Raw genomic sequence first — 20,405 nt, forward strand, 5'->3', positions numbered from 1 at the left:
CCGCCAGCTAAACCGGCAGGGCTGGCGCGTCAACGCCCACACCTTCTTCTCGTCGAAAATCCGGAATTACCCGGCGACAGCCCGCAGCAACCGTTTGCGGGCCGGGGGAATCGCCCCAATCTCCAACCCGGTGAAAACGTGCAACGTGTTCATATGCCGATCCACCACCGCATGATCGCTAACCCAGCCGCCCATCATCAGATAGGTGCGCAGCAATGGCGGCATTCGCAGCATCGCTTTCTTGACGTCCGGCCTGCGACGCAGCTTGGACGCAAACCGAAACACATCCGGCGCTTTCACCCGCGGCAGCCAGCGTTTCGGGGCCAAATGACGGTGTTTGAGCATCGCGAACGCGTCCAGATACTCGGCCGTCTCGGTCCCTGCGAATGAGGAACATCCAAACAGCATCTCGATCCCGTTCTGGTCCACATAGGCCGTCATCGCACCCCACGCCACACGTAGGATGTCCGGGTCTGTCCAGTCGGGGTGGATACAGAACCGCCCCATCTCGACCATACGGCCCGAGAACCCCTTGAGGCTGGATAGATCGTAAAACTGCGCCGAGTAGCTGCGCCCGATCTCAGCCCCGCTATCAATGGTCAGCATACGGAAACAACAGACCAGAGCGCCCTCGTCCTGCAGGTCTTCGACCAGAACATGGGCGCAAACCGGATCGAACGCGTCAGCATCCAATGCGCCGGTGCCAAACGCCCGCGTTCGGAGCGCCTGCGCCGCCGCCAGATCTTCGTCACTCTGCGCCAGACGCGCCCGAAAGCGCCCTTTGCTCAACAAAACAGCCATGACCGCATCCTCCGCCCTTGCCGACCGGATTTCAACCTTATGGCTCTGCTATCACGGCAGATGTGACCGCCTTGTGAAGACGACACGACAGTCCTGTGACTTAGTTGGTGGCGCCCGGAATGTTAGCTGGGTTGAAGTTGCCGATGTTACCAAGCAGCTGACGCAGGAAGCCGTTGTTCTGGATACTGGATTCGGTCACGCGCCGTTCAAGGGTCACGACGACTCCGTCCTCCAGACCGAACCTCTCGATATTGCGGACGACGCCGCGCTGGTCAAAGCTGATGGCAACCAACTCGCGCGAGACGACCTCGGGCCGTTTGGGGCCATAGAAGCGCACGCGGGAGGCGACGTAGTAATAGCCCGAATCTTGCACAACGCCGGAAATGCCGGGCGCGCCGATGGCTTCGGCCACGGTGTCGCGGGTATCGACACCCACTTTGATCTCGGCCAGATCTTCGGCAGGCGGAATATAGCCGTGATTCTTGAAGGTTGGCGTACAGGCCGCAATCGCAGCCAGACAGGCAATAAAGACGAGCGATTTCGCTGCTCGTTTCACCTTGTTTACACCCATCACCATATACACCCTCTTGCCTTGATCCGTAACGGCCCCTATCCGCTTACAGAAACCGATGCCCCGGTTCAACACAGGAAAGGGTCACGAATGAGCAACACGACATCTCTGCGGGTGGCCGACCTGCCCCAAAACACGCCCACATCCTTCGAATTGCGCCCAAACGCGACGGAACTGGATGACATCAAAGCCGAGCTTGACCTGCTGGGCCTTCGCAAGCTCAGCTTTGTCGGCCAAGTTGAGGCCGAAGGAAAGAAGGACTGGGTCCTAACTGCCAAACTGGGCGCAACAGTCGTACAACCCTGCGTCGTGACACTGGAACCGGTGACCACACGTATCGACGTCCCCGTCACTCGTACCTTTCTGGCCGAATGGGCAGACCCCGAGGATGAAGAGTTCGAAATCCCCGAAGGTGACGAAACCGAGGCCCTGGGCGCCGAAATTGACCCGGCCCAGGTGATGATCGAGGCGGTGTCGCTGGCCCTCCCCCTCTATCCTCGCAAGGAGGGTGCGGAACTGGAGCAGGCCGACTATACAGAGCCGGGCAAACAGGCGATGACGGACGAAGATGCCAAACCCTTCGCCGGACTGGCAGGTTTGCGCGATGCGCTGAAAAAAGACGAGTGACAGGGCAGAGATTTCCTGTCATAGCAAGCGGTCAGAAAAATCGCTTGAACATGTCGAGAATCGCAGTATTTTCGCGCGCTCATCGGATTTAGGGTTGGACAACGTGGGGCATGTACCCTAAACGCGCGTCAAACCACGATAAACGAAATATGAAACCCGGTCGGCGGCGATTCTGCTGACCCTCAGTAGACAAAGGTTGAGACCATGGCCGTCCAACAGAACAAAGTTTCCAAGTCGCGTCGCAACAACCGCCGCGCACACGACGCTCTGGTTGCTGCAAACCCGAACGAATGCCCGAACTGCGGCGAGCTGAAGCGCCCGCACCACGTTTGCGCATCCTGCGGCCACTATGACGACCGTGAAGTCGTCGCTCAGGCCGACGAAATCGACCTGGACGAAGACGCAGCCTAAGCCTGATCGAGCGCAAGCCTTCGCATGACGGAACAACCCACGCACGCCGGACGGATCATCATTTCCGTTGATGCTATGGGGGGGGACGATGGTCCCGTAGCTGTTGTTGCAGGTTTGGCGCAATCGGCGAAGAAGAACCCCGATATCGGGTTTCTGCTGCACGGTCCGGAAGACAAGCTGCGCAAGCTCGTAGCTAAACGGCGCGTCCTGGATGGGCGCGTCGATTTTCGTGATTGTCCCGACGTCGTCACGATGGAGGACAAGCCTAGCCAGGTTGTGCGCAACGGCAAGCAGACCTCGATGTGGTCAACGCTTGAGGCCGTACGTCAGGGTGATGCCCATGGCGCGGTATCCTGTGGCAACACCGGCGCGCTGATGGCGCTGTCGATGATGCGTCTGCGCAAACTGCCGGGTGTTAGCCGCCCGGCGATTGCGATTTTGTGGCCCTCGCGCAACCCTCAGGGGTTCAACGTGATGCTGGATGTCGGCGCCGATGTGCGCGCCGACGCCAAGGATCTGCTGCAATATGCGCTGATGGGCGCCTCTTACGCGCGCAACGGCATGGCGCTGCAGCGCCCTCGGATCGGGCTTCTGAATGTCGGCACCGAGGAACACAAAGGTCGGGCAGAGCTGAAAGAAGCGCATGCCATGATCACCGACTTCGCCGAATCCGCGAATTTCGATTTCGTGGGCTTTGTCGAAGGCAGCGATATTCCCGGCGACAAGGCAGATGTCATTGTGACCGATGGGTTTACTGGCAATGTCGCGATCAAGACCGGCGAAGGCACAGCCAGCCTGATCGGCGATCTTCTGCGCGAAGCCTTCAAATACACCCCCCTCTCGCGGCTTGCGTCGGTGCTGGCGATCACGTCGCTGAATCGTCTGAAAAAGCGCATCGATCCGCGCCGCGTGAACGGCGGGGTTTTCCTGGGGCTGAACGGAACTGTGGTGAAATCCCACGGCGGCGCAGACGCGACCGGAGTGTCAGCCGCAGTCAAGCTGGCCTTTACGCTGGCCCAATCAGGTTTTGCCGAAAAATTGGCAGCACGGGTTGCATCAACGGCCCAGCTTGCACAAGATGCCGCGCATGCCGCGCCGCAGGCGGAAAAATAACAAAAAGGCAGTACCTCAAACATGGCAGGCCGTTCAGTCGTTGTAGGTGTCGGACATTATTTGCCCGAACGTGTTGTCCCGAATTCCGAGTTTGAACAGACTTTGGATACAACGGATGAATGGATCCGAACCCGGTCGGGCATCGAACGCCGCCACTTTGCTGCCGAAGGCGAAACCACCTCGGATCTGGCGACCAATGCCGCAAAAGCCGCCCTTGCAGACGCGGGGTTAGAGGCGGACGACATTGACGCCATCGTCCTTGCGACCTCGACCGCTGATCTGACCTTTCCGTCGGCAGCGACGATGGTTCAGGCCCGCCTTGGCATGACGCGCGGCTTTGCCTTTGATGTGCAGGCCGTCTGCGCCGGATTCGTTTTCGCGCTGAGCAATGCAAACGCGCTGATCCTCTCTGGTCAGGCCAAACGCGTTCTGGTCATCGGGGCCGAGACATTCTCCCGAATCATGGACTGGACTGACCGCTCGACCTGCGTGTTGTTCGGCGACGGTGCGGGTGCGTTGATCCTTGAGGAACAGGACAGCGCCGGCACCTCGGACGACCGTGGCATTCTGGCAACCGACCTGAACTCGGACGGGCGGTATCAGGATTTACTGTACGTGGATGGGGGCGTGTCCACCCAATCCACCGGTTACCTGCGCATGCAGGGCAATCAAGTCTTCCGCCATGCCGTTGAAAAACTTGCTAAAACCGCAAATACAGCACTGGATCGCGCCGGACTGGCAGCCTCGGACGTGGACTGGATCGTGCCGCATCAGGCCAATATCCGCATCATTCAAGGCACAGCCAAGAAGATGGGCCTGCCGATGGAGAATGTCGTGGTCACCGTACAGGATCACGGCAACACCTCGGCCGCGTCGATCCCTCTGGCCCTGTCTGTTGGCAAACAGCGCGGGCAAATCAAGCAAGGCGATCTGATCGTAACCGAAGCCATCGGCGGCGGGCTGGCTTGGGGCGCGGTTGTTCTGCGCTGGTAACCGGCGCAATTCAGCTTACACCCCCACCTGCAATTCATTGATATTGACAGTGAATTTGCCCCAGCCTTATGCTTTGACAGCAACAGGGGAAAAGGTATGAGCGACAAAACACTGACCCGAATGGATCTCAGCGAAGCCGTCTTTCGTGAAGTTGGCCTATCACGCAACGAAAGCGCGCAGCTGGTGGAAAGCGTTCTGAACCACATGTCCGACGCGCTGGTGCGCGGTGAGCAGGTGAAGATTTCCTCATTCGGCACGTTCAGCGTTCGGGACAAAACCGCTCGTATCGGTCGCAACCCCAAAACCGGCGAAGAGGTTCCCATTCAACCCCGCCGCGTGCTGACTTTCCGTCCGTCGCACCTGATGAAGGATCGCGTCGCCGCCGGGAATCGCAAGTAATCCTAGGACCTCGCGGACATGAGTAAATCTCCCGACGCTTTTCGCACCATAAGTGAAGTTGCGGATTGGCTCGGAGTACAGGCCCATGTCCTGCGCTTTTGGGAAAGCCGGTTTACCCAGGTCAAGCCCGTGAAACGGGCTGGAGGGCGCCGGTACTACCGCCCTAATGATATGCGTCTGCTGGGCGGTATCAAAAAGCTGCTGCACGAGGATGGGATCACCATCAAGGGCGTACAGCGGATTTTGCGCGAACAGGGCGTTGCCCATGTCGCCGCGCTCTCACCGTCTCTGGATGAGCCTGCGGTCGAGGAAACGGACAGCACCGTTGTTCCCTTTTCCGCCAAACCTGCCCCGCAGACCGAACAAATCCCGATGGACCTCGACGCACCGCAAGTGGCTGAGGCACCAGAGGAAAGCGAAGAACCAGCCGAGCTGGACGCTGCGCCTTTGGTTGGAGGCATCGCTTCACTGGCATGGAATCGGTCTGAATTCGACGATGAACTGCTCAGCCGTATCGCGCCCCTGGCAAAGGATTTGCGCGCATGGTTGAACCGGGTGGAAACACGGGCGGCAGGATAGAAAAAAGGCAATGTTTTCCTCTTGCCCCTGCCGGGAAAACCGTTATGAACACTCCAACGTCGGGCTATGGCGCAGCCTGGTAGCGCGTCCGTCTGGGGGACGGAAGGTCGCAGGTTCGAGTCCTGCTAGCCCGACCAAATCACACCGACGTTTATGGCAGACAGGCCAGATCCCGCTCTGGCATCAGGGGGGATCGAAATGACAGGTGTATGCCCAAACCAGCAGATCGAAGCGATGATCACACGCGGTGAGATCAGTGCCAGCCCGGATGTGATCCCGGCGCAGGTGCAACCCGCCAGCCTTGATCTGCGTTTGGGAACAGTGGCTTACCGCGTCCGAGCCTCGTTCCTTGCGGGTGAAGGGCGATCGGTCGCCGACCGTCTGGCCGAGTTTGAGATGCACCAGATCGACATCACCGACGGGGCCGTGCTCGAGAAAGGCTGCGTCTATCTCGTGCCGTTGATGGAATCACTCGCCCTGCCAGCCGAGACCAGCGCGGTGGCGAATGCCAAAAGCTCAACCGGGCGGCTGGACCTACTAACCCGCACTATCACCGATGGCGGCACCGAGTTCGACCGGGTGCCTGCAGGCTATACCGGTCCACTCTATGCTGAGATCTGTCCACGGTCCTTCTCAGTTCTTGTACGGCCCGGCATGCGGCTGAACCAGATTCGCTTCCGTCAGGGTCAAGCCGTTCTGACCGACGCCGAATTGACCGCTCTACACACCGAATCCCCGCTGGTCGATGGACCTGCCGTCATTCAGGACGGATTGGGCTTTTCGGTCGACCTGCAATTGCCTGATACTGATTTGGTCGGCTATCGCGCAAAGCCGCATACCGGCGTGATTGATCTAGACCGGATCGGCGCATACGACCCACAAGACTATTGGGAAGAGGTGCGCACGAGTGATGGCTGCATCATCCTCGACCCCGGCGCGTTCTATATCCTCGTCAGTCGCGAGGCGGTGCATATACCACCAATGTACGCGGCTGAAATGGCCCCCTATCTGGCCATGGTCGGTGAGTTCCGTGTTCACTATGCGGGCTTCTTCGACCCCGGCTTTGGGCATGCGGCCGCAGGTGGTGCCGGATCGCGCGGTGTGCTTGAGGTCCGCTGCCACGAGGCCCCATTCGTTCTGGAACACGGTCAGGTCGTCGGGCGCTTGGTCTATGAGAAAATGTCCGAAATGCCCACGCAGCTATATGGCGCGGGCATTGCCTCGAACTATCAGGGACAGGGGTTGAAACTGTCCAAACACTTCAAGTCGGCTACCTAAAACCGCATGAACCGGCGCATCTGACGGGTCATCTGCTTGGCCTGTTTGATGTTCTGCGACTGGCCCGGCCCAGGTTGCCCTTTTGATTGGCTATTGTCCGCATCCGACGAACCGCCCATACGGCTGGCCACATCAAACCCCTTTACGATCCCTTTGTTGACAAGTCGGCGCGTGACCTGGCGGACGATCATGTCGATGATCCGATTTGCATTCATTGCTCAACTCCGTTTCCTGCACCTAAACATAGGGTATCTATGCGGCGACAAAAGGGCTGTCTGATCACTCTTCTTCGAAGAGTTCGGTCTGATTTTCGTCAACTTCGTCCTCGCGCCCTTCACCCAGCGGGATTGCACCCGGCGGTGGGCGATTTTCCAACAAGCCAGCGGCGCGCAATTCCTTGAGGCCCGGCAGGTCACGGGCGTTCTCCAACCCGAAATGATCCAGAAACTCGGGTGTGACGACAAAGGTCACCGGGCGGCCCGGCGTCATACGGCGACGGCCCAGCCTTATCCACTCCATTTCCAGCAGTTGGTCGATCGTCCCGCGCGAGACGGAGACACCGCGAATCTCTTCGATCTCAGCCCGCGTGCAGGGCTGGTGATAGGCCACGATGGCCAGCGTTTCGATCGCCGCACGGCTCAGCTTACGGGTTTCAACCGTTTCCTTCTGCATCAGAAAGCCCAGATCCGGGGCGGTTCGGATTGCCCAAGCCTCACCAACCTTGACCACGCGTATACCGCGGCCCTCGTAACGTTTCTGAAGCAACTCAACGGCTTGCGCCGCATTGCTACCATGCGGCATCCGCGCCTCAAGATCGGCATTTGTCACCGGCGTGGCGCTGGCAAACAGCACCGCCTCGACCATCCGCTCCTGCTCGGCCAAAGGGGGCGCTTCGAACAGGGTGCCGGTTTCTTCGGGGGCGTCAGTCACGGGTCTCGGTCCTCTTGCGCAGATGGATCGGGGCAAAGGTGTCGCTTTGCTTGATCTCCATATGTCCTTCCTTCACCAGCTCCAGCGAGGCCGCAAAAGTCGCCGCCGTAGCCGAGCGTCGCCGCACCGGATCACCGTCCCATCCGTCGGGCAAATAGGTCTCCATATCGGTCCAGGCACCGGCAAACCCGATCAGCGGGCGCATTCGCTCCAGCGCCTGCTCCATCGTGAACACCGAGTCGCGGTCCATCACAAAGGGGCGGAATTCATCGCGGGTGCGGATACGCGCATAGCCCTGCATCAGGTCCAACAGCGTGGCGGAATAGGTCACGGTGCGAATACGGGTGACGTCCTCGGCTTGCCCGCGCTTGAAGAAATCACGCCCGAGCTGGTCCCGCGCCATGAGCCGAGCGGCCGCGTCACGCATGGCCTGCAGTCGCTCAAGCTGAAACGCCAGGTGGGCCGCGAGTTCCTCGCCCGATGGCCCCTCATCATCCGGGTCAGGCGGCAGCAGGAGGCGGGATTTGAGAAAGGCCAGCCAGGCTGCCATAACCAGATAGTCGGCGGCGAGTTCGATCCGCAGCGCGCGCGCTTTTTCGACAAAAGCCAGATATTGCTGCGCCAGCGCCAGAACCGAGATTTTCCGCAGGTCGACCTTTTGCGTTCGCGATAGGGTCAGCAGCACGTCCAACGGGCCCTCAAACCCGTCAACGTCAACGATCAGCGCTTCGGCTGCCAGCCGGTCGGCGACCGAAACCGGATCTTCGCTGAAAAGATTATCGTTCATATACCTGCCCGCCCATTAGGGCAGATAGTTCAGCCTCAGTGGCCTCGATGTCAAGTTCGGCGGGCTTTTTGCGCATGGCCAAGGCCCGATCTGCGCGGGCCTGCGCCGCCTCAGTCATCTGGCCTGCGGCCTGAAGCACATCCCGACGCTCGGCAAAGCTGCCGTTGCAGTGCAACACGACATCACAGCCTGCCTGCAAGGCCTGTCCAGCGCGCTCGGGCACAGACCCGCTGAGCGCCTTCATGGTGATGTCATCGGTCATGACCAGCCCACCAAAGCCGATCACCTCGCGGATGACCTTCATCATCGGGGCCGAGATCGTGGCCGGAGTCGGATCGATCTGCTCGAACACCAAATGAGCGGTCATCGCCATTGGCAGGTCGTTCAGAGCCTTGAACGGGGCGAAATCGGTTTGTGTCAGCTCTTCGAGCGGCAGGTCGACGCGCGGCAGGTCGAAATGTGTGTCCAGCGTGGCCCGACCGTGACCGGGCATGTGCTTGACTACGGGCAAAACTCCGCCATCCAGATGCCCCTGTGCCACGGCGCGCCCCAATTGAGCGATGCTTTCTGCATCACTGCCGTAGCACCGGTTGCGCAAAAAGGCATGGGTTTCCGGGCGCGCGACATCCACCATCGGGGCGCAGTTGCTGTCGATCCCCAACTCAAACAGCTCATGCGCAATCAGGCGATAGCGCAAGTACATGGCGCGTTCGGCCTGTTCTCCGGCCCGTTCAGCATGATCGAGCGGCGGCATCCATTCGCGCGCCAGAGGGGCGCGCAGACGTTGAACGCGGCCTCCCTCCTGATCAATCGTTATGGGACAATTCCGCCCTACAGCCTCGCGAAAATCATCGCACAGCGCGCGAACCTGATCGGCGCTTTCGATATTGCGGGCGAACAGGATGAACCCAAACGGATTCATCTCACGGAACAGGGCCCTTTCGTCATCGGTTAGCCGCAGCGCTTCTGCGTCAGAAATCGCGGCTCCGAACGTCACCTGACGGCCACCGGGATACAGTCGGCCCCCTGGGCCACCAACGCCGCACAGAACTGGCGCGAGTCGCTCAGGTCATCAAAGCCAAGCACACGCAACCGGTAGAAGGTGCGGCCACCGCTTGAGGTTTTCTGGATAACGCGCTGTTTTCCATCCATATACTCACCGAACTGACCGTTTAGACGCGCCCATTCGGATTTGGCGACATCCGCGCTCTCAAAAGCGCCAAGCTGCGCCAGACGAGTGCCTTTGCTCAGCGTGTCAGGGTCTACATCCAACCCAACGGCGGATTTGACGGCCGCGTTGATTGCTGCCTCAGACGTATCGGTGACCACCGCGCGGCGGGCCGGGCGGGTCTGTGGGCGCAATGAGCGGCGCACGCCCGGAAGCTCGGCAATGGCCGGGTCTGGCAGGGCTGCGGCGAAATCCGCCGGGTCAATCGCAGGCTCTTCCTCGGGCGTCACCAGAGACGCCAGCTGCACGCCATCCTCGGTTTGTTCATCATTGGCACGAGCCGCCTCGCCCGCGAGTTCGGCTACCAGTGCGTCCACTGCGTTCTGCCGCAGCGCCGCGGCCTCTTCGTTCGAGATAGGCTCTTCGACGACATGAACAGCTTTGGTCGGCTTCAATTCACCGGCGGGCAGGTCCTCATCTGTCAGCGAGACCGGACGAGGAGCCAGGATCAGACGATCCGCAGGGGCGGCTGCCGAGCCTTCCGCAGCAACCGCATTCACGGCCAGACCCTGATGATCTGCGGGGCGCCCGCCCGGATTTTCGGGCTGAATGCGCATCGGACCTTCGGCGGCGCGCACAACCGGTACGCCGCTGACATCGCGCATCACCAGCTTGTAGCTCCAGATTCCGATCCCGACGACCAGCGCCAAAGACGCAACCGCCCCAAGCACATTCATCGCCTTGCCAACGCCAAAACCGCTGCGCGGCGCTGTATGGTCGGCCATTTCGTCTGGGTAGTCATACCCATCATCGGCGTGGGATTGATTCGGGTAATGCATCTGCCCGGGGCTTTGATGCCCCGAGTAATCGTAACTCGTCATGTCCGCCTCACCGCCCGATTGCGCCTGAAATTAAGGCGCGCGGGTCATTTCTTGTCTGCCTCAGACCGGCGGTTCGGGCGGTATTGGTTACCGCATCTCCTGCGCCGGAGTAACGCCAAGAATACCCAAGCCTGCTGAAATCACAACAGAAACGGCACGAGCCAAGGCGATTTTCGACTGGCTTGTGGCAACATCGCCATCCTGGATGAAACGCAACTGAGTTTCTTCGTTGCCCTTATTCCACAGAGCGTGAAAATCCCCTGCCAATTCATACAGATAGAAGGCGACGCGGTGTGGCTCGTTGGTGCGGGCCGCGATCTCAACCAAGCGTGGCCATTCGGCCAGTTTCTTGGCCACAGCCAGCTCTGAGGTATGGTCAATCTTGCCCAGATCCGCGCCCACGAGGGTCGCATCGTCGGCAGCAATCCCCGCCTCGGCAGCGCGGCGCAGCACGCTCATGACGCGGGCATGGGCGTATTGCACGTAGAACACGGGGTTCTCGCGGCTTTGTTCCAGCACCTTGTCGAAATCGAAATCCAGAGGCGCGTCGTTCTTGCGCGTCAGCATCACGAAACGGGTCACATCCGGCCCGACCTGATCGACAACGTCGCGCAAGGTGACGAAGTTCCCCGCCCGCTTGGACATCTTGAACGGCTCGCCATTCTTCCACAGCTTCACCAACTGCGTCAGCTTGATATCCAGCGGCACCTTGCCATCGGACAGCGCCGAAACGGCGGCCTTCATCCGTTTGACATAGCCACCATGATCCGCACCAAACACGTCGATCAGCGCATCAAAACCACGGCTGACCTTGTCATAGTGATAGGCGATATCCGGGGCGAAATAGGTCCATGCACCATCCGATTTCTTGACCGGGCGGTCGACGTCATCGCCATGTTCGGTCGATTTGAACAGGGTCTGCTCGCGCGGCTCCCAATCCTCGGGCTTTTTGCCCTTAGGTGGCTCCAACACACCCTCATAGATTAGGCCCTTGTCGGTCAGCGACTGCAGAGCGGCTTCAATCCGGCCCGTGCCATAGAGGGATTTCTCCGAGAAGAACACGTCCATCTCGACGCCCAGCGCCTTCAGGTCGGCGCGGATTAGGTCCATCATCGCGTCGGTGGCGAAATTGCGCAGATCTTCCAGCCATTCGCTCTCGGGCTTGTCGATCAGGCTGTCGCCGTATTTCTCTTTCAGCGCCTCACCGATCGGGATCAGGTAGTCACCGGGATAGAGACCTTCGGCAATCTCGGGGCTCAGACCATTGGCTTCGCGGTAGCGTTCGTAGGCGGACCGCGCCAGCACATCCACCTGCGCGCCACCGTCGTTGATGTAGTATTCGCGCGTCACGTCATGGCCGGAATAGGCCAGCAAGCTCGCCAGAGCGTCCCCGAAAACCGCACCGCGCGTATGACCCACATGCAGCGGACCGGTCGGGTTGGCCGAGACATATTCCACGTTGACCTTCTGCCCCTGCCCCATGGTCGAGCGGCCATAGTCAGTGCCCATCTCCAACACGCGCGCAAGAACACCCTGCCAAACCGTTGCCGCCAGACGCAGGTTCAGGAACCCCGGCCCCGCAACCTCGGCGCTGGTGATCCGGTCATCGGCGGCCAGCTTGGCCGCCAAAGCGTCCGCAATGTCGCGCGGCTTCATCTTCGCGGGCTTTGCCAACACCATCGCCGCATTGGTCGCCATATCGCCATGCGCGGCATCGCGCGGCGGCTCGACCGCCACGTTGTCAAAGCTCAACCCTTCGGGCAGAGCGCCTTCGGACTGCATCTGCGCCAACGCGTCCAGTACAAGGTCGCGGATCTCGGAAAACAGGTTCATTTCGGATGTCCTTTTGCTTGCCCGGCGGTTTACCACGCAAAGCGTCAAGGTCAATGGAAGGCATCGGTTTGGGCTTGGATTGTCCACGAACACAGCTAATTTGGGCAGTATTGCAAAACCGGAGACGACCCATGCGCCTAGTCCTGCCCCTTGTCCTTGCCCTAGCGACTCCCTTATGGGCCGAGATGCCCGCGCCCAAAGGGCACGTTCTGCTGACATTGGGCGGCGCGGTCTCTGAGACCAACCTGCCAGCGCGCGGCGAGAATGACGGCGGTCTGCTTGGGTATCTGGAGGTCACGCATAACGGAGCTGCCGGTTTCGACGCCACGATGCTGGATGCGCTTGATCAGACCGAAATCACGATCCCCTACGGCCCCGAAGGCAACAAACGTGAGATCACGTTCTCTGGCCCTCTTCTGTCGGCGGTGATGTCAATGGCCGGAGCTGAGGGAAAAACCGCCAAACCCATGGCACTGGACGGGTATCAGGCCGAAATTCCTTGGAGCAGTATTGAGGCCCACAGCCCTATTGTCGCGACCCATGCGGATGGTAGCCCAATGGGCATCGGCGGCTACGGCCCAACCATGATCGTCTTCCCCCCAATCGACGACACTGATCTGGCGCAGGAACAAGCCGGTCAGCAGGTCTGGGCGCTGGCCTATATCGGGATCGAATAGTTACTGGCCAGTAAGGCGCTTATGATCCTGCAGCGCAAACCGATCAGTCATGCCCGCAATGTAGTCTGACACGATCCGCGCCAGCGCGGTCTCATCCAGCACCGCTTCGATATCGTCATGCCAGCGGGTCGGCATCTGCTTGGGATCATTCAGGTAGATCGGGAACAGATCTTCGACGACGCGAGCCACTTTTCCCCGCACTTCCATTACACTGGGCGCGCGATACATCCGCGCAAACAGAAAAGCGCGTATCTCCTTGAGTTGCACCCAAAGCCCGGCAGAAAACTGAATGACCGGAGCGCCATAGTGCCTGATATCCTCAACCGACTGCGCCCCCGATCCGGCAATAAGCTCTCGCGATGTATCAATCACATCCGAGACCATGACACCAAAAACCCGTCGCAACGCCTCATGCCGGCGGCGATACGGATCAAGCCCAGGATAGGCCCGGTCAACTGCCGCATAGCACTCTCCTACAATCGGGAGTTGCTGGATCTCATCGTCAGAGAACAAGTTGGCTCGAAGCCCATCCAACAGATCGTGGTTGTTATAGGCAATATCGTCCGACAGGGCCGCCACCTGCGCCTCGGCACTGGCATGCGTGTGTAATTCAAGATCAAATCCGCCATTGCATTCGGCCAGAGCCCAAGGCAGCTCTCCGGTCACCGGCCCGTTGTGCTTTGCGATCCCTTCCAGACATTCCCAAGTCAGATTGCAGCCGTCGAACTCGGCATAGTGGCGCTCCAGCTTGGTGACGATGCGGATGGCCTGCGCGTTGTGGTCAAAACCACCATAGGGCGCCATCAACGCGTGCAGCGCGTCCTCACCCGTATGACCAAAAGGCGTGTGACCCAAGTCATGCGCAAGCGCGATGGCCTCGGTTAGTTCCGGGTTCAGGTCCAAAGCCCCCGCAATTGTCCGCGCAACCTGAGCCACCTCGATCGAATGCGTTAAGCGGGTGCGGTAGCTATCGCCTTCATGTTCGACAAAAACTTGCGTCTTGTGTTTAAGCCGCCGGAACGCGCTGGCATGAATGATGCGATCCCGATCTCGCTGGAAGCATGACCGGAAACTGCTTTTCTCCTCAGGCACCAACCGCCCCCGTGCGCGGCCTGGATCCGAGGCAAAACCCGCTCTGTTCAAAAGTCTGGTCCTTGTCGCCTGTCGATAGGTTTCATATATTGTACGTTGGTTGGGAAATAAACCTTTGGAGTCCGGCATGAATCTGCCTCCGACAGTCACAGAACGAGCGTTTGAGCGCCTTGCTGAAATCGGTGCTGCCAATCAGGGTCAGGCCCTTCGAGTCGCCGTTGAAGGCGGCGGATGTTCCGGTTTTCAATACGAAATCGCGCTGGACGAACCGAAAGAGGACGACCTTGTGCTGGAAGGCAAAGGCCAAAAGGTGATTGTAGACTCGATCTCCCTGCCCTTTTTGGAAAATGCAGTCATTGATTTTACCCAGGAACTTATCGGCGCGCGGTTCGTGATCGAAAACCCCAACGCCACGTCCTCCTGCGGATGCGGCACGTCGTTTTCCATGTAAACCACGTGGGGGCTTTGCCCCCACACCCCCAAGGTATTTTCAGCCAGATGAAGCAGGGTTCCACTCTCCGACCTGAAAGCCGGAGAGCTTCACTTGGCGCGGTCATCGGCGCCTCCGCCTGTACCGCATCTCATTGCTACAACAAAATTGGTTAAGGATCCGTTTCTTCATCTGGCCAAGAATACCTCGGAGCGCGAAACAGAGCCTCGCAACCCCATCCACCACCTTGCCGATGGGATCATTCTGGGCGATAGGTTGCCAACAGCTTTGGAGGATCGCGCATGAAAATCGCCACGTTCAACATCAATGGCATAAAAGCGCGGGCCGAAGCCTTGCCACGTTGGTTGGATGAAGCCCAGCCGGACGTGGTTCTATTGCAGGAAATCAAGTCCGTCGACGAGAACTTCCCCCGAGAAATCTTCGAAGAACGCGGGTACAATGTCGAAACACATGGTCAGAAGAGCTTCAACGGAGTCGCAATCCTCTCGAAGCTAACTTTGGAGGATGTGACGCGCGGTTTGCCCGGTGACGATGAAGATGAACAAGCGCGTTGGATCGAAGCAACTGTTGTCGGCAAGCAGGCGCTGCGGGTCTGTGGCCTTTATCTACCGAACGGAAACCCAACGCCCGGGCCAAAATACGACTACAAACTGGCGTGGATGGAGCGTCTGTACGATCGCGCCCGTGCCCTGTTGGCCAGCGAAGAGCCTGCGTTAATGGCGGGCGACTACAACATCATTCCCCAAGCAGAAGATGCAAAACGCCCCGATGAATGGCGCGAGGACGCCTTGTTCCGCCCCGAAAGCCGGGCTGCGTTCCGCATGATCCTGAACCTTGGGTTCACCGAAGCGTTCCGTGCCCGCGTGCAAGGTGCGGGCCACTATTCCTTCTGGGACTATCAGGCCGGAGCATGGAACAAGGATGACGGCATTCGCATCGACCATTTTCTACTGACCCCTCAGGCCGCGGATCTGATGCAAGACTGTCAAATCGACAAAGAGGTGCGCGGGCACGAAAAACCCTCGGACCACGTGCCGGTTTGGGTCGATCTGGACATCTGAGATCAGACGGTCGGGTCGTAGTTGTAGATCCAGTCATATTTCCGCGTCAGGCGCGGACCTATTGCTGCCAGAACCGCTTGCGCGGCCAGACGCATAGGACCCCGCAGATGGAAGTTGCGCGCGTTAGCAGATGCCGCAGCGACCACATGTTGCGCGCGACGCTGGCGCGCGGCTTCGTAGGCTGCGAGAGCCTGTCTCACACCCGATTGGCTGTCGAAAGAGCGTGCCAGAACCCAGGCATCCTCAAGAGCCAGACAGGCCCCTTGCGCCATGAAGGGCAACGTCGGATGGGCGGCATCGCCCAACAGGACCAAGCGTCCGTTCTGCCATCTCTCGGCCACCGGACGCAGGAACAGCGCCCACAGATGCGTTTCTTCGACCTTTGTCAGAATATCCCTAACCGGCCCTCCAAAATCGGCAAACCGGGCGCGCAGGTCATTGGGATCGCCCTCTACGCGCCAGCCTTCCTGCTGCCAGTCCGAGCGTTCTTCAATTGCGACAACGTTCATCAGGCGTTGATCGCGCAGCGGATAGGTGACCACATGGCGCCCCGGCCCAATAGTCAGTGAGGCTTGCGGCCTCTCTACCCTGTCCTCCCATGGCACCGTCGCACGCCAGGCGATCTGGTGGGTGAAGGCCGGGGCCTCGGGGCCGTTCAGGATCGGGCGGAGAGCGCTGCGCCCGCCATCTGCGGCAATGACACATTCGGCGCGAAGGCGCTCACCGTTATCCAACACAATCTCGGCCTCGGACGGGTGTTTGCGAACCGTCTGCACTCGCGCACCAAGGCGTATGTCGACACCTGCCTCTTCGGAAGCCAGTCGCAACACCTCCAGCAAATCGGCGCGGTGATAGTAAAATGTCGGGCCGGCCACCGGGGCTGGGATACGACTGATCACCCGGCCCTTGCGATAGTCGCGCAAAACAGTTCCGTGCGAAAATTGTGCGGCCTTGGGCTGATCCCCCGCAACCCCTAAGGCGCGCAGAACGCACATCCCGTTGGCGCTGATCTGAAGGCCTGCTCCAACCTCGGTCAGCGCTGGGGCCCGCTCTAACACGATCACCTGCGCCCCGCGCTGGCGCAGGGCCAACGCAGCCGCAAGGCCGCCAATGCCGCCGCCAACCACGCAAAACTTCAAACCATTGATCTTCATGGCCTTGCCTTAACGCAAAAACGCCGGAGCGACAGGCCCCGGCGTTTGAATTATTCACTTTATCAAGACGATCAATCGTCGCGATGGACCTTTTCGCGACGTTCATGCCGTTCCTGGGCCTCGAGCGTCATGGTCGCGATCGGGCGCGCATCCAAACGCTTCAGCGAGATTGGGTCGCCTGTTTTTTCGCAATACCCGTATTCGCCTTCGTCGATCCGGCGCAGGGCCGAGTCGATCTTCGCCACCAGTTTGCGCTGACGATCCCGTGTGCGCAGTTCCAGCGCGCGGTCGGTTTCCTCACTGGCGCGGTCGGCGACGTCCGGAATGTTGCGGGTGTTGTCCTGCAGCCCTTCGATCGTGTCGCGGCTGCCTGCGAGTAGTTCTGTCTTCCAGTCCAGCAGCTTGCGGCGAAAATACTCAAGCTGCAGATCATTCATGAAAGGCTCATCTTCGGCCGGACGGTAGTCCTCCGGCAGAAAAACTTCCTGCTTCATATTTGCTCCCTCGGTATGGCCTGTAACGTCGGTCACGGTTGCTTCACCAGACATTTGGCTCTCCCTTCTGCGCAGCGTTTAGCCGACGGGCACTGGAATGTCACTACACAAACGTAGAACGAACGCCCCGTCGCGAGCCTTCATCTAAATATGAGACTTAAAACAACAAATCCTTGTTTTTCTGTGAAAATCGACAGGCAATTTCAGGGCATTGTTCAACCCTCGAGAAAGACACCTGCCTGCGAATCATGCAAAAGCGGTTGGACTCGCTGGTAAATTTGATTCACCGACGCAGCGGCCCGGCTTGTCAAATTCCCCATCGCTCTGTAACCCGGACACCACAGTTTCGCCGGAAACAGCAAGAGGACCCGATGACCGCACGTTTTCAAGGCACAGCCGAATATGTCGCCACCGATGATCTGACCATCGCCGTGAACGCCGCCGTCACGCTGGAGCGCCCCTTGCTGGTCAAAGGGGAACCCGGCACTGGCAAGACCGAATTGGCAAAACAGGTCGCCGGCGCGTTGGGTTTGCGCATGATCGAGTGGAATGTGAAATCCACCACGCGCGCGCAGCAGGGCCTTTACGAATACGACGCCGTCAGCCGGTTGCGGGACAGCCAGCTGGGCGAAGAGCGTGTGCATGACGTCTCGAACTACATCCGCAAGGGCAAGCTCTGGCAGGCGTTTGAGGCCGACGAAAAGGTCGTTCTGCTGATTGATGAGATCGACAAGGCGGATATCGAGTTTCCCAATGACCTTCTGCAGGAACTCGACAAAATGGAGTTCCACGTCTACGAGACTGGCGAGACGATCAAGGCAAAGAACCGCCCGATCGTGATCATCACTTCAAACAACGAAAAAGAGCTGCCCGACGCCTTCCTGCGCCGTTGTTTTTTTCACTATATCCGCTTCCCGGATGAAGCCACGATGCGCCGCATTGTCGAAGTCCATCATCCTGGTATCAAGGACGCGCTGCTGACCACCGCGCTCACGCAATTCTACGAAATTCGCGACACTCAGGGCCTGAAAAAGAAACCCTCAACCTCCGAGGTTCTGGACTGGCTGAAACTGCTGCTGGCCGAGGATCTGAGCGCCGAAGACCTCAAACGCGACGGGGCCAATGCGCTGCCCAAACTGCACGGCGCGCTGCTGAAAAATGAACAGGACGTGCATTTGTTTGAGCGATTGGCCTTCATGGCACGCAGTCGACGTTGAACAGGATGTGAGCGCGGCTTGCTTCTTGGCGGTCCGGGTGTCAGCATCCTAGAAACCAAATAAGCAGGACGTATCGCTTGGCCAAAGACCTCAAAATCCGCCCACTGACCGCTGAGGACAAGGCCCAATGGGCTGAAATGTGGCGTGATTATCTTGCGTTCTATGAAACCACCCTGCCCGACGCGATCTACGAGACGACATTCGAACGTCTGCTGGGCAATGACCCGCAGGATTTCTCGGGCTTTGTTGCCGAACAGGACGGCAAGCTAGTCGGATTGACACATTTCCTGTTTCACCGCCATGGGTGGAAGGTGGAAAATGTCTGCTATCTCCAAGACCTGTTCGCCCGCCCTGAGGCGCGTGGAACCGGAGTCGGGCGCGCCTTGGTACAGGCAGTCTATGATGAGGCCGATCGTCAGGGTGCTCCGTCAGTCTATTGGCTAACGCAGGAGTTCAATCACACCGCGCGCCAGCTCTATGATCGGATTGGCGCCCTGACGCCGTTCATAAAGTACAATCGCGCATGAAGCGGTTTGTCGCCTTCGTTGCAGTGTTGGCGCTGTCAGCCTGTACAACGGTCGAACGGATCGAATTGCCGGACAACGTCAAGGTCGTTGAGCAATCCCTGCCCCCCACAAAGTCGTTCTCGGCGTCGCGGCCAACGCCCCCTGCGCGATCCAATACGAACATAGCTGCCGATTTCCTGGACCTGCATTTTGCGCTGGAAAGTGGTGTGGAGCTGCCGGTTTTCACCCGGTTCGAAACGCCCGTCACTGTGCGCCTGACCGGCACCCCTACGGCCAGCATGCAGCGCGACCTGACCAGCCTGCTTACCCGCATTCGACGCGAGGCCAGGATCGACATCCGGCAAATTCCCGAAGGTCAGGCCAACATCACCATTGAGGCCGTCACCCAGCGCGACATCCAACGCATCCTGCCCAATGCTGCCTGCTTCGTGGTCCCCAATTCATCGAGCCTCGAGGAATACCGCCGCGACCGCCGCAAGCCCAAGAGCAGCTGGACCGAGTTGCAACGGCGCGAGCGTCTGGGCATTTTCATCCCTGCAGATGTTAGCCCGCAAGAAATCCGCGATTGCTTGCATGAGGAACTGGCGCAGGCGCTGGGGCCGCTCAACGACCTGTATCATTTGCCAGATTCCGTGTTCAACGACGACAATATTCACACCGTTTTGACCGGGTTCGACATGCTGATCCTGCGGATGGCTTATTCTCCTGAACTGCGCTCGGGGATGACCCGTGAACAGGTCGAGGCCGTTATCCCCGGCCTGCTCAGCCGCCTCAACCCACGCGGCGACCGGCTGCCGGTGCAGCCATTGACTGAAACCCCGCGCGAATGGGTCGACGCGATCAATAAAGCCCTCGGCCCCGGCCCCGGTTCCCCCCGACAACTGCGCGCGGCAAAACGAGCGGCCGAGATCGGACGGCGACAGGGCTGGACCGACCACCGCCGCGCCTATCCACACTACCTGATGGGCCGCATGATCCAGTTTCGCGATCCCGCCGCCGCCTTGCAGAACTACCAAATCGCGCTGCAATTCCTGAACGCCACCCCCGGAACCGAGGTTCACCGCGCGCATGTCACGGCCCAAACCGCCTCTTTTGCACTGGCGCAGGACAGAGGGCCCGAAATCCTGCCCGATCTGAACTCCGCAATTGACGTGATAACACGAGCCGAGAACGCCTCACTTCTGGCGACGTTGCTGCTGTTGAAATCCGAGGCTCTGAAACAAGCCGGACAGGAGCAGCAGGCACGTGCCGTCAGGCTGGACAGTATCGGATGGGCGCGATACGGGTTTGGCTCGGATCTGGTGGCCCGGTCTCTGGCAGAGGGCGACGCTGGAACGTCAAGAAACAATACAGGCGGATGA

At 59.5% G+C, this 20,405-nt stretch carries 24 protein-coding genes and 1 tRNA gene; 14 read left to right on the plus strand and 11 right to left on the minus strand.

The window, feature by feature from the left end; genetic code table 11:
- Positions 1–66: 66 nt before the first annotated feature.
- The gene (locus tag ACR0JF_RS02220) at positions 67–801 is read right to left on the minus strand and encodes a GNAT family N-acyltransferase (protein ID WP_170659751.1); all 735 of its coding nucleotides are present in this window, start codon (positions 799–801) and stop codon (positions 67–69) included.
- 100 nt (positions 802–901) lie between these two features.
- Positions 902–1,378, minus strand: coding sequence for an outer membrane protein assembly factor BamE domain-containing protein (locus tag ACR0JF_RS02225; RefSeq protein WP_170641953.1), 477 nt, complete (start codon positions 1,376–1,378; stop codon positions 902–904).
- A gap of 84 nt (positions 1,379–1,462) precedes the next feature.
- Between ACR0JF_RS02225 and ACR0JF_RS02230 the strand changes: the two genes are divergently transcribed.
- The 8 genes from ACR0JF_RS02230 (at position 1,463) to ACR0JF_RS02265 (ending at position 6,772) form a co-directional block, all read left to right on the plus strand.
- Positions 1,463–1,999 (plus strand): DUF177 domain-containing protein, encoded by a 537-nt coding sequence (locus tag ACR0JF_RS02230; protein WP_170659752.1) that lies wholly within the window; start codon positions 1,463–1,465, stop codon positions 1,997–1,999.
- A gap of 204 nt (positions 2,000–2,203) precedes the next feature.
- Positions 2,204–2,410, plus strand: a complete 207-nt coding sequence (gene rpmF, locus ACR0JF_RS02235) for a 50S ribosomal protein L32 (RefSeq protein WP_008756996.1) — start codon at positions 2,204–2,206, stop codon at positions 2,408–2,410.
- Between the two features lie 24 nt (positions 2,411–2,434).
- Positions 2,435–3,523, plus strand: coding sequence for a phosphate acyltransferase PlsX (plsX, locus tag ACR0JF_RS02240; RefSeq protein ID WP_170548168.1), 1,089 nt, complete (start codon positions 2,435–2,437; stop codon positions 3,521–3,523).
- Positions 3,524–3,544: 21 nt separating this feature from the next.
- Entirely contained in the window at positions 3,545–4,516 is a 972-nt protein-coding gene (locus tag ACR0JF_RS02245; RefSeq protein WP_170659753.1) for a beta-ketoacyl-ACP synthase III, read from the plus strand.
- 96 nt (positions 4,517–4,612) lie between these two features.
- Complete coding sequence (gene ihfA, locus ACR0JF_RS02250) at positions 4,613–4,915, plus strand: integration host factor subunit alpha (RefSeq protein ID WP_037316145.1); 303 nt, start codon at positions 4,613–4,615, stop codon at positions 4,913–4,915.
- An 18-nt stretch (positions 4,916–4,933) separates the two neighbouring features.
- Positions 4,934–5,494 (plus strand): MerR family transcriptional regulator, encoded by a 561-nt coding sequence (locus ACR0JF_RS02255; protein ID WP_170659754.1) that lies wholly within the window; start codon positions 4,934–4,936, stop codon positions 5,492–5,494.
- 60 nt (positions 5,495–5,554) lie between these two features.
- Positions 5,555–5,631: transfer RNA gene (locus ACR0JF_RS02260), tRNA-Pro, on the plus strand.
- A 61-nt stretch (positions 5,632–5,692) separates the two neighbouring features.
- A complete protein-coding gene (locus tag ACR0JF_RS02265) occupies positions 5,693–6,772 on the plus strand; it encodes a 2'-deoxycytidine 5'-triphosphate deaminase (RefSeq protein ID WP_170659755.1) in 1,080 nt (359 codons plus the stop codon).
- On the opposite strand, the gene ACR0JF_RS02270 is transcribed toward ACR0JF_RS02265, so the two are convergent.
- The 6 genes from ACR0JF_RS02270 to argS form a co-directional block, all read right to left on the minus strand.
- Positions 6,769–6,987: a hypothetical protein gene (locus ACR0JF_RS02270; protein WP_170659756.1), complete on the minus strand. Its 219-nt coding sequence runs from the start codon at positions 6,985–6,987 to the stop codon at positions 6,769–6,771. The two genes, ACR0JF_RS02265 and ACR0JF_RS02270, sit on opposite strands and share 4 nt — an antisense overlap.
- Positions 6,988–7,051: 64 nt before the next feature.
- Positions 7,052–7,702: an SMC-Scp complex subunit ScpB gene (gene scpB / locus ACR0JF_RS02275; protein ID WP_170659757.1), complete on the minus strand. Its 651-nt coding sequence runs from the start codon at positions 7,700–7,702 to the stop codon at positions 7,052–7,054.
- Positions 7,695–8,489 (minus strand): segregation and condensation protein A, encoded by a 795-nt coding sequence (locus tag ACR0JF_RS02280; RefSeq protein WP_170483405.1) that lies wholly within the window; start codon positions 8,487–8,489, stop codon positions 7,695–7,697. The genes scpB and ACR0JF_RS02280 overlap by 8 nt, the downstream gene beginning before the upstream one ends.
- Positions 8,479–9,486, minus strand: coding sequence for a beta-N-acetylhexosaminidase (gene nagZ / locus ACR0JF_RS02285; protein ID WP_170659758.1), 1,008 nt, complete (start codon positions 9,484–9,486; stop codon positions 8,479–8,481). The genes ACR0JF_RS02280 and nagZ overlap by 11 nt, the downstream gene beginning before the upstream one ends.
- Positions 9,483–10,538 carry an SPOR domain-containing protein gene (locus tag ACR0JF_RS02290; protein ID WP_170659759.1) on the minus strand — a complete coding sequence of 352 codons (1,056 nt, stop codon included), beginning with the start codon at positions 10,536–10,538 and terminating at the stop codon, positions 9,483–9,485. Before ACR0JF_RS02290 ends, nagZ begins: the two co-directional genes overlap by 4 nt.
- A gap of 87 nt (positions 10,539–10,625) precedes the next feature.
- Positions 10,626–12,371, minus strand: coding sequence for an arginine--tRNA ligase (argS, locus tag ACR0JF_RS02295; RefSeq protein WP_170659760.1), 1,746 nt, complete (start codon positions 12,369–12,371; stop codon positions 10,626–10,628).
- Between the two features lie 131 nt (positions 12,372–12,502).
- Here argS and ACR0JF_RS02300 point away from each other — a divergent pair, with 131 nt between their 5' ends.
- Positions 12,503–13,048 carry a molybdopterin-binding protein gene (locus ACR0JF_RS02300; protein WP_170659761.1) on the plus strand — a complete coding sequence of 182 codons (546 nt, stop codon included), beginning with the start codon at positions 12,503–12,505 and terminating at the stop codon, positions 13,046–13,048.
- Here the strand turns inward: ACR0JF_RS02300 and ACR0JF_RS02305 are convergent, their stop codons facing one another.
- On the minus strand, positions 13,049–14,191 hold the full coding sequence (locus ACR0JF_RS02305; RefSeq protein WP_170659762.1) for a deoxyguanosinetriphosphate triphosphohydrolase: 1,143 nt from the start codon (positions 14,189–14,191) through the stop codon (positions 13,049–13,051).
- A 76-nt stretch (positions 14,192–14,267) separates the two neighbouring features.
- On the opposite strand from ACR0JF_RS02305, the gene ACR0JF_RS02310 reads away from it, so the two are divergent.
- Both ACR0JF_RS02310 and xth read left to right on the plus strand, forming a co-directional pair.
- Positions 14,268–14,591 (plus strand): HesB/IscA family protein, encoded by a 324-nt coding sequence (locus ACR0JF_RS02310; protein ID WP_170373953.1) that lies wholly within the window; start codon positions 14,268–14,270, stop codon positions 14,589–14,591.
- 281 nt (positions 14,592–14,872) lie between these two features.
- Complete coding sequence (xth, locus tag ACR0JF_RS02315) at positions 14,873–15,652, plus strand: exodeoxyribonuclease III (protein ID WP_170659763.1); 780 nt, start codon at positions 14,873–14,875, stop codon at positions 15,650–15,652.
- A 2-nt stretch (positions 15,653–15,654) separates the two neighbouring features.
- Here the strand turns inward: xth and ACR0JF_RS02320 are convergent, their stop codons facing one another.
- Positions 15,655–16,806, minus strand: coding sequence for an FAD-dependent monooxygenase (locus tag ACR0JF_RS02320; protein ID WP_170659764.1), 1,152 nt, complete (start codon positions 16,804–16,806; stop codon positions 15,655–15,657).
- A gap of 71 nt (positions 16,807–16,877) precedes the next feature.
- Entirely contained in the window at positions 16,878–17,300 is a 423-nt protein-coding gene (gene dksA / locus ACR0JF_RS02325) for an RNA polymerase-binding protein DksA (RefSeq protein ID WP_170374347.1), read from the minus strand.
- Positions 17,301–17,671: 371 nt separating this feature from the next.
- Here dksA and ACR0JF_RS02330 point away from each other — a divergent pair, with 371 nt between their 5' ends.
- From ACR0JF_RS02330 to ACR0JF_RS02340, 3 genes are all read left to right on the plus strand, one after another.
- Positions 17,672–18,517, plus strand: a complete 846-nt coding sequence (locus tag ACR0JF_RS02330; RefSeq protein ID WP_170466382.1) for an AAA family ATPase — start codon at positions 17,672–17,674, stop codon at positions 18,515–18,517.
- A 77-nt stretch (positions 18,518–18,594) separates the two neighbouring features.
- Positions 18,595–19,044 (plus strand): N-acetyltransferase family protein, encoded by a 450-nt coding sequence (locus ACR0JF_RS02335; RefSeq protein WP_480668869.1) that lies wholly within the window; start codon positions 18,595–18,597, stop codon positions 19,042–19,044.
- Positions 19,041–20,405 (plus strand): DUF2927 domain-containing protein, encoded by a 1,365-nt coding sequence (locus ACR0JF_RS02340; protein WP_170659765.1) that lies wholly within the window; start codon positions 19,041–19,043, stop codon positions 20,403–20,405. Before ACR0JF_RS02335 ends, ACR0JF_RS02340 begins: the two co-directional genes overlap by 4 nt.

The organism is Ruegeria sp. BG11, assembly GCF_056538565.1.

Excerpts from the sequence above, each read along its gene's own strand:
- plsX (WP_170548168.1), top strand. The coding sequence starts at position 2,435 with ATGACGGAACAACCCACGCACGCCGGACGGATCATCATTTCCGTTGAT.
- rpmF (WP_008756996.1), top strand. The coding sequence starts at position 2,204 with ATGGCCGTCCAACAGAACAAAGTTTCCAAGTCGCGTCGCAACAACCGC.
- ACR0JF_RS02220 (WP_170659751.1), bottom strand. The coding sequence starts at position 801 with ATGGCTGTTTTGTTGAGCAAAGGGCGCTTTCGGGCGCGTCTGGCGCAG.
- ACR0JF_RS02290 (WP_170659759.1), bottom strand. The coding sequence starts at position 10,538 with ATGACGAGTTACGATTACTCGGGGCATCAAAGCCCCGGGCAGATGCAT.
- ihfA (WP_037316145.1), top strand. The coding sequence starts at position 4,613 with ATGAGCGACAAAACACTGACCCGAATGGATCTCAGCGAAGCCGTCTTT.
- ACR0JF_RS02225 (WP_170641953.1), bottom strand. The coding sequence starts at position 1,378 with ATGGTGATGGGTGTAAACAAGGTGAAACGAGCAGCGAAATCGCTCGTC.
- ACR0JF_RS02310 (WP_170373953.1), top strand. The coding sequence starts at position 14,268 with ATGAATCTGCCTCCGACAGTCACAGAACGAGCGTTTGAGCGCCTTGCT.
- ACR0JF_RS02255 (WP_170659754.1), top strand. The coding sequence starts at position 4,934 with ATGAGTAAATCTCCCGACGCTTTTCGCACCATAAGTGAAGTTGCGGAT.
- ACR0JF_RS02320 (WP_170659764.1), bottom strand. The coding sequence starts at position 16,806 with ATGAAGATCAATGGTTTGAAGTTTTGCGTGGTTGGCGGCGGCATTGGC.
- ACR0JF_RS02340 (WP_170659765.1), top strand. The coding sequence starts at position 19,041 with ATGAAGCGGTTTGTCGCCTTCGTTGCAGTGTTGGCGCTGTCAGCCTGT.
- ACR0JF_RS02330 (WP_170466382.1), top strand. The coding sequence starts at position 17,672 with ATGACCGCACGTTTTCAAGGCACAGCCGAATATGTCGCCACCGATGAT.
- dksA (WP_170374347.1), bottom strand. The coding sequence starts at position 17,300 with ATGAAGCAGGAAGTTTTTCTGCCGGAGGACTACCGTCCGGCCGAAGAT.
- ACR0JF_RS02280 (WP_170483405.1), bottom strand. The coding sequence starts at position 8,489 with ATGAACGATAATCTTTTCAGCGAAGATCCGGTTTCGGTCGCCGACCGG.
- xth (WP_170659763.1), top strand. The coding sequence starts at position 14,873 with ATGAAAATCGCCACGTTCAACATCAATGGCATAAAAGCGCGGGCCGAA.
- ACR0JF_RS02230 (WP_170659752.1), top strand. The coding sequence starts at position 1,463 with ATGAGCAACACGACATCTCTGCGGGTGGCCGACCTGCCCCAAAACACG.
- ACR0JF_RS02245 (WP_170659753.1), top strand. The coding sequence starts at position 3,545 with ATGGCAGGCCGTTCAGTCGTTGTAGGTGTCGGACATTATTTGCCCGAA.
- ACR0JF_RS02270 (WP_170659756.1), bottom strand. The coding sequence starts at position 6,987 with ATGAATGCAAATCGGATCATCGACATGATCGTCCGCCAGGTCACGCGC.
- argS (WP_170659760.1), bottom strand. The coding sequence starts at position 12,371 with ATGAACCTGTTTTCCGAGATCCGCGACCTTGTACTGGACGCGTTGGCG.
- ACR0JF_RS02265 (WP_170659755.1), top strand. The coding sequence starts at position 5,693 with ATGACAGGTGTATGCCCAAACCAGCAGATCGAAGCGATGATCACACGC.
- ACR0JF_RS02300 (WP_170659761.1), top strand. The coding sequence starts at position 12,503 with ATGCGCCTAGTCCTGCCCCTTGTCCTTGCCCTAGCGACTCCCTTATGG.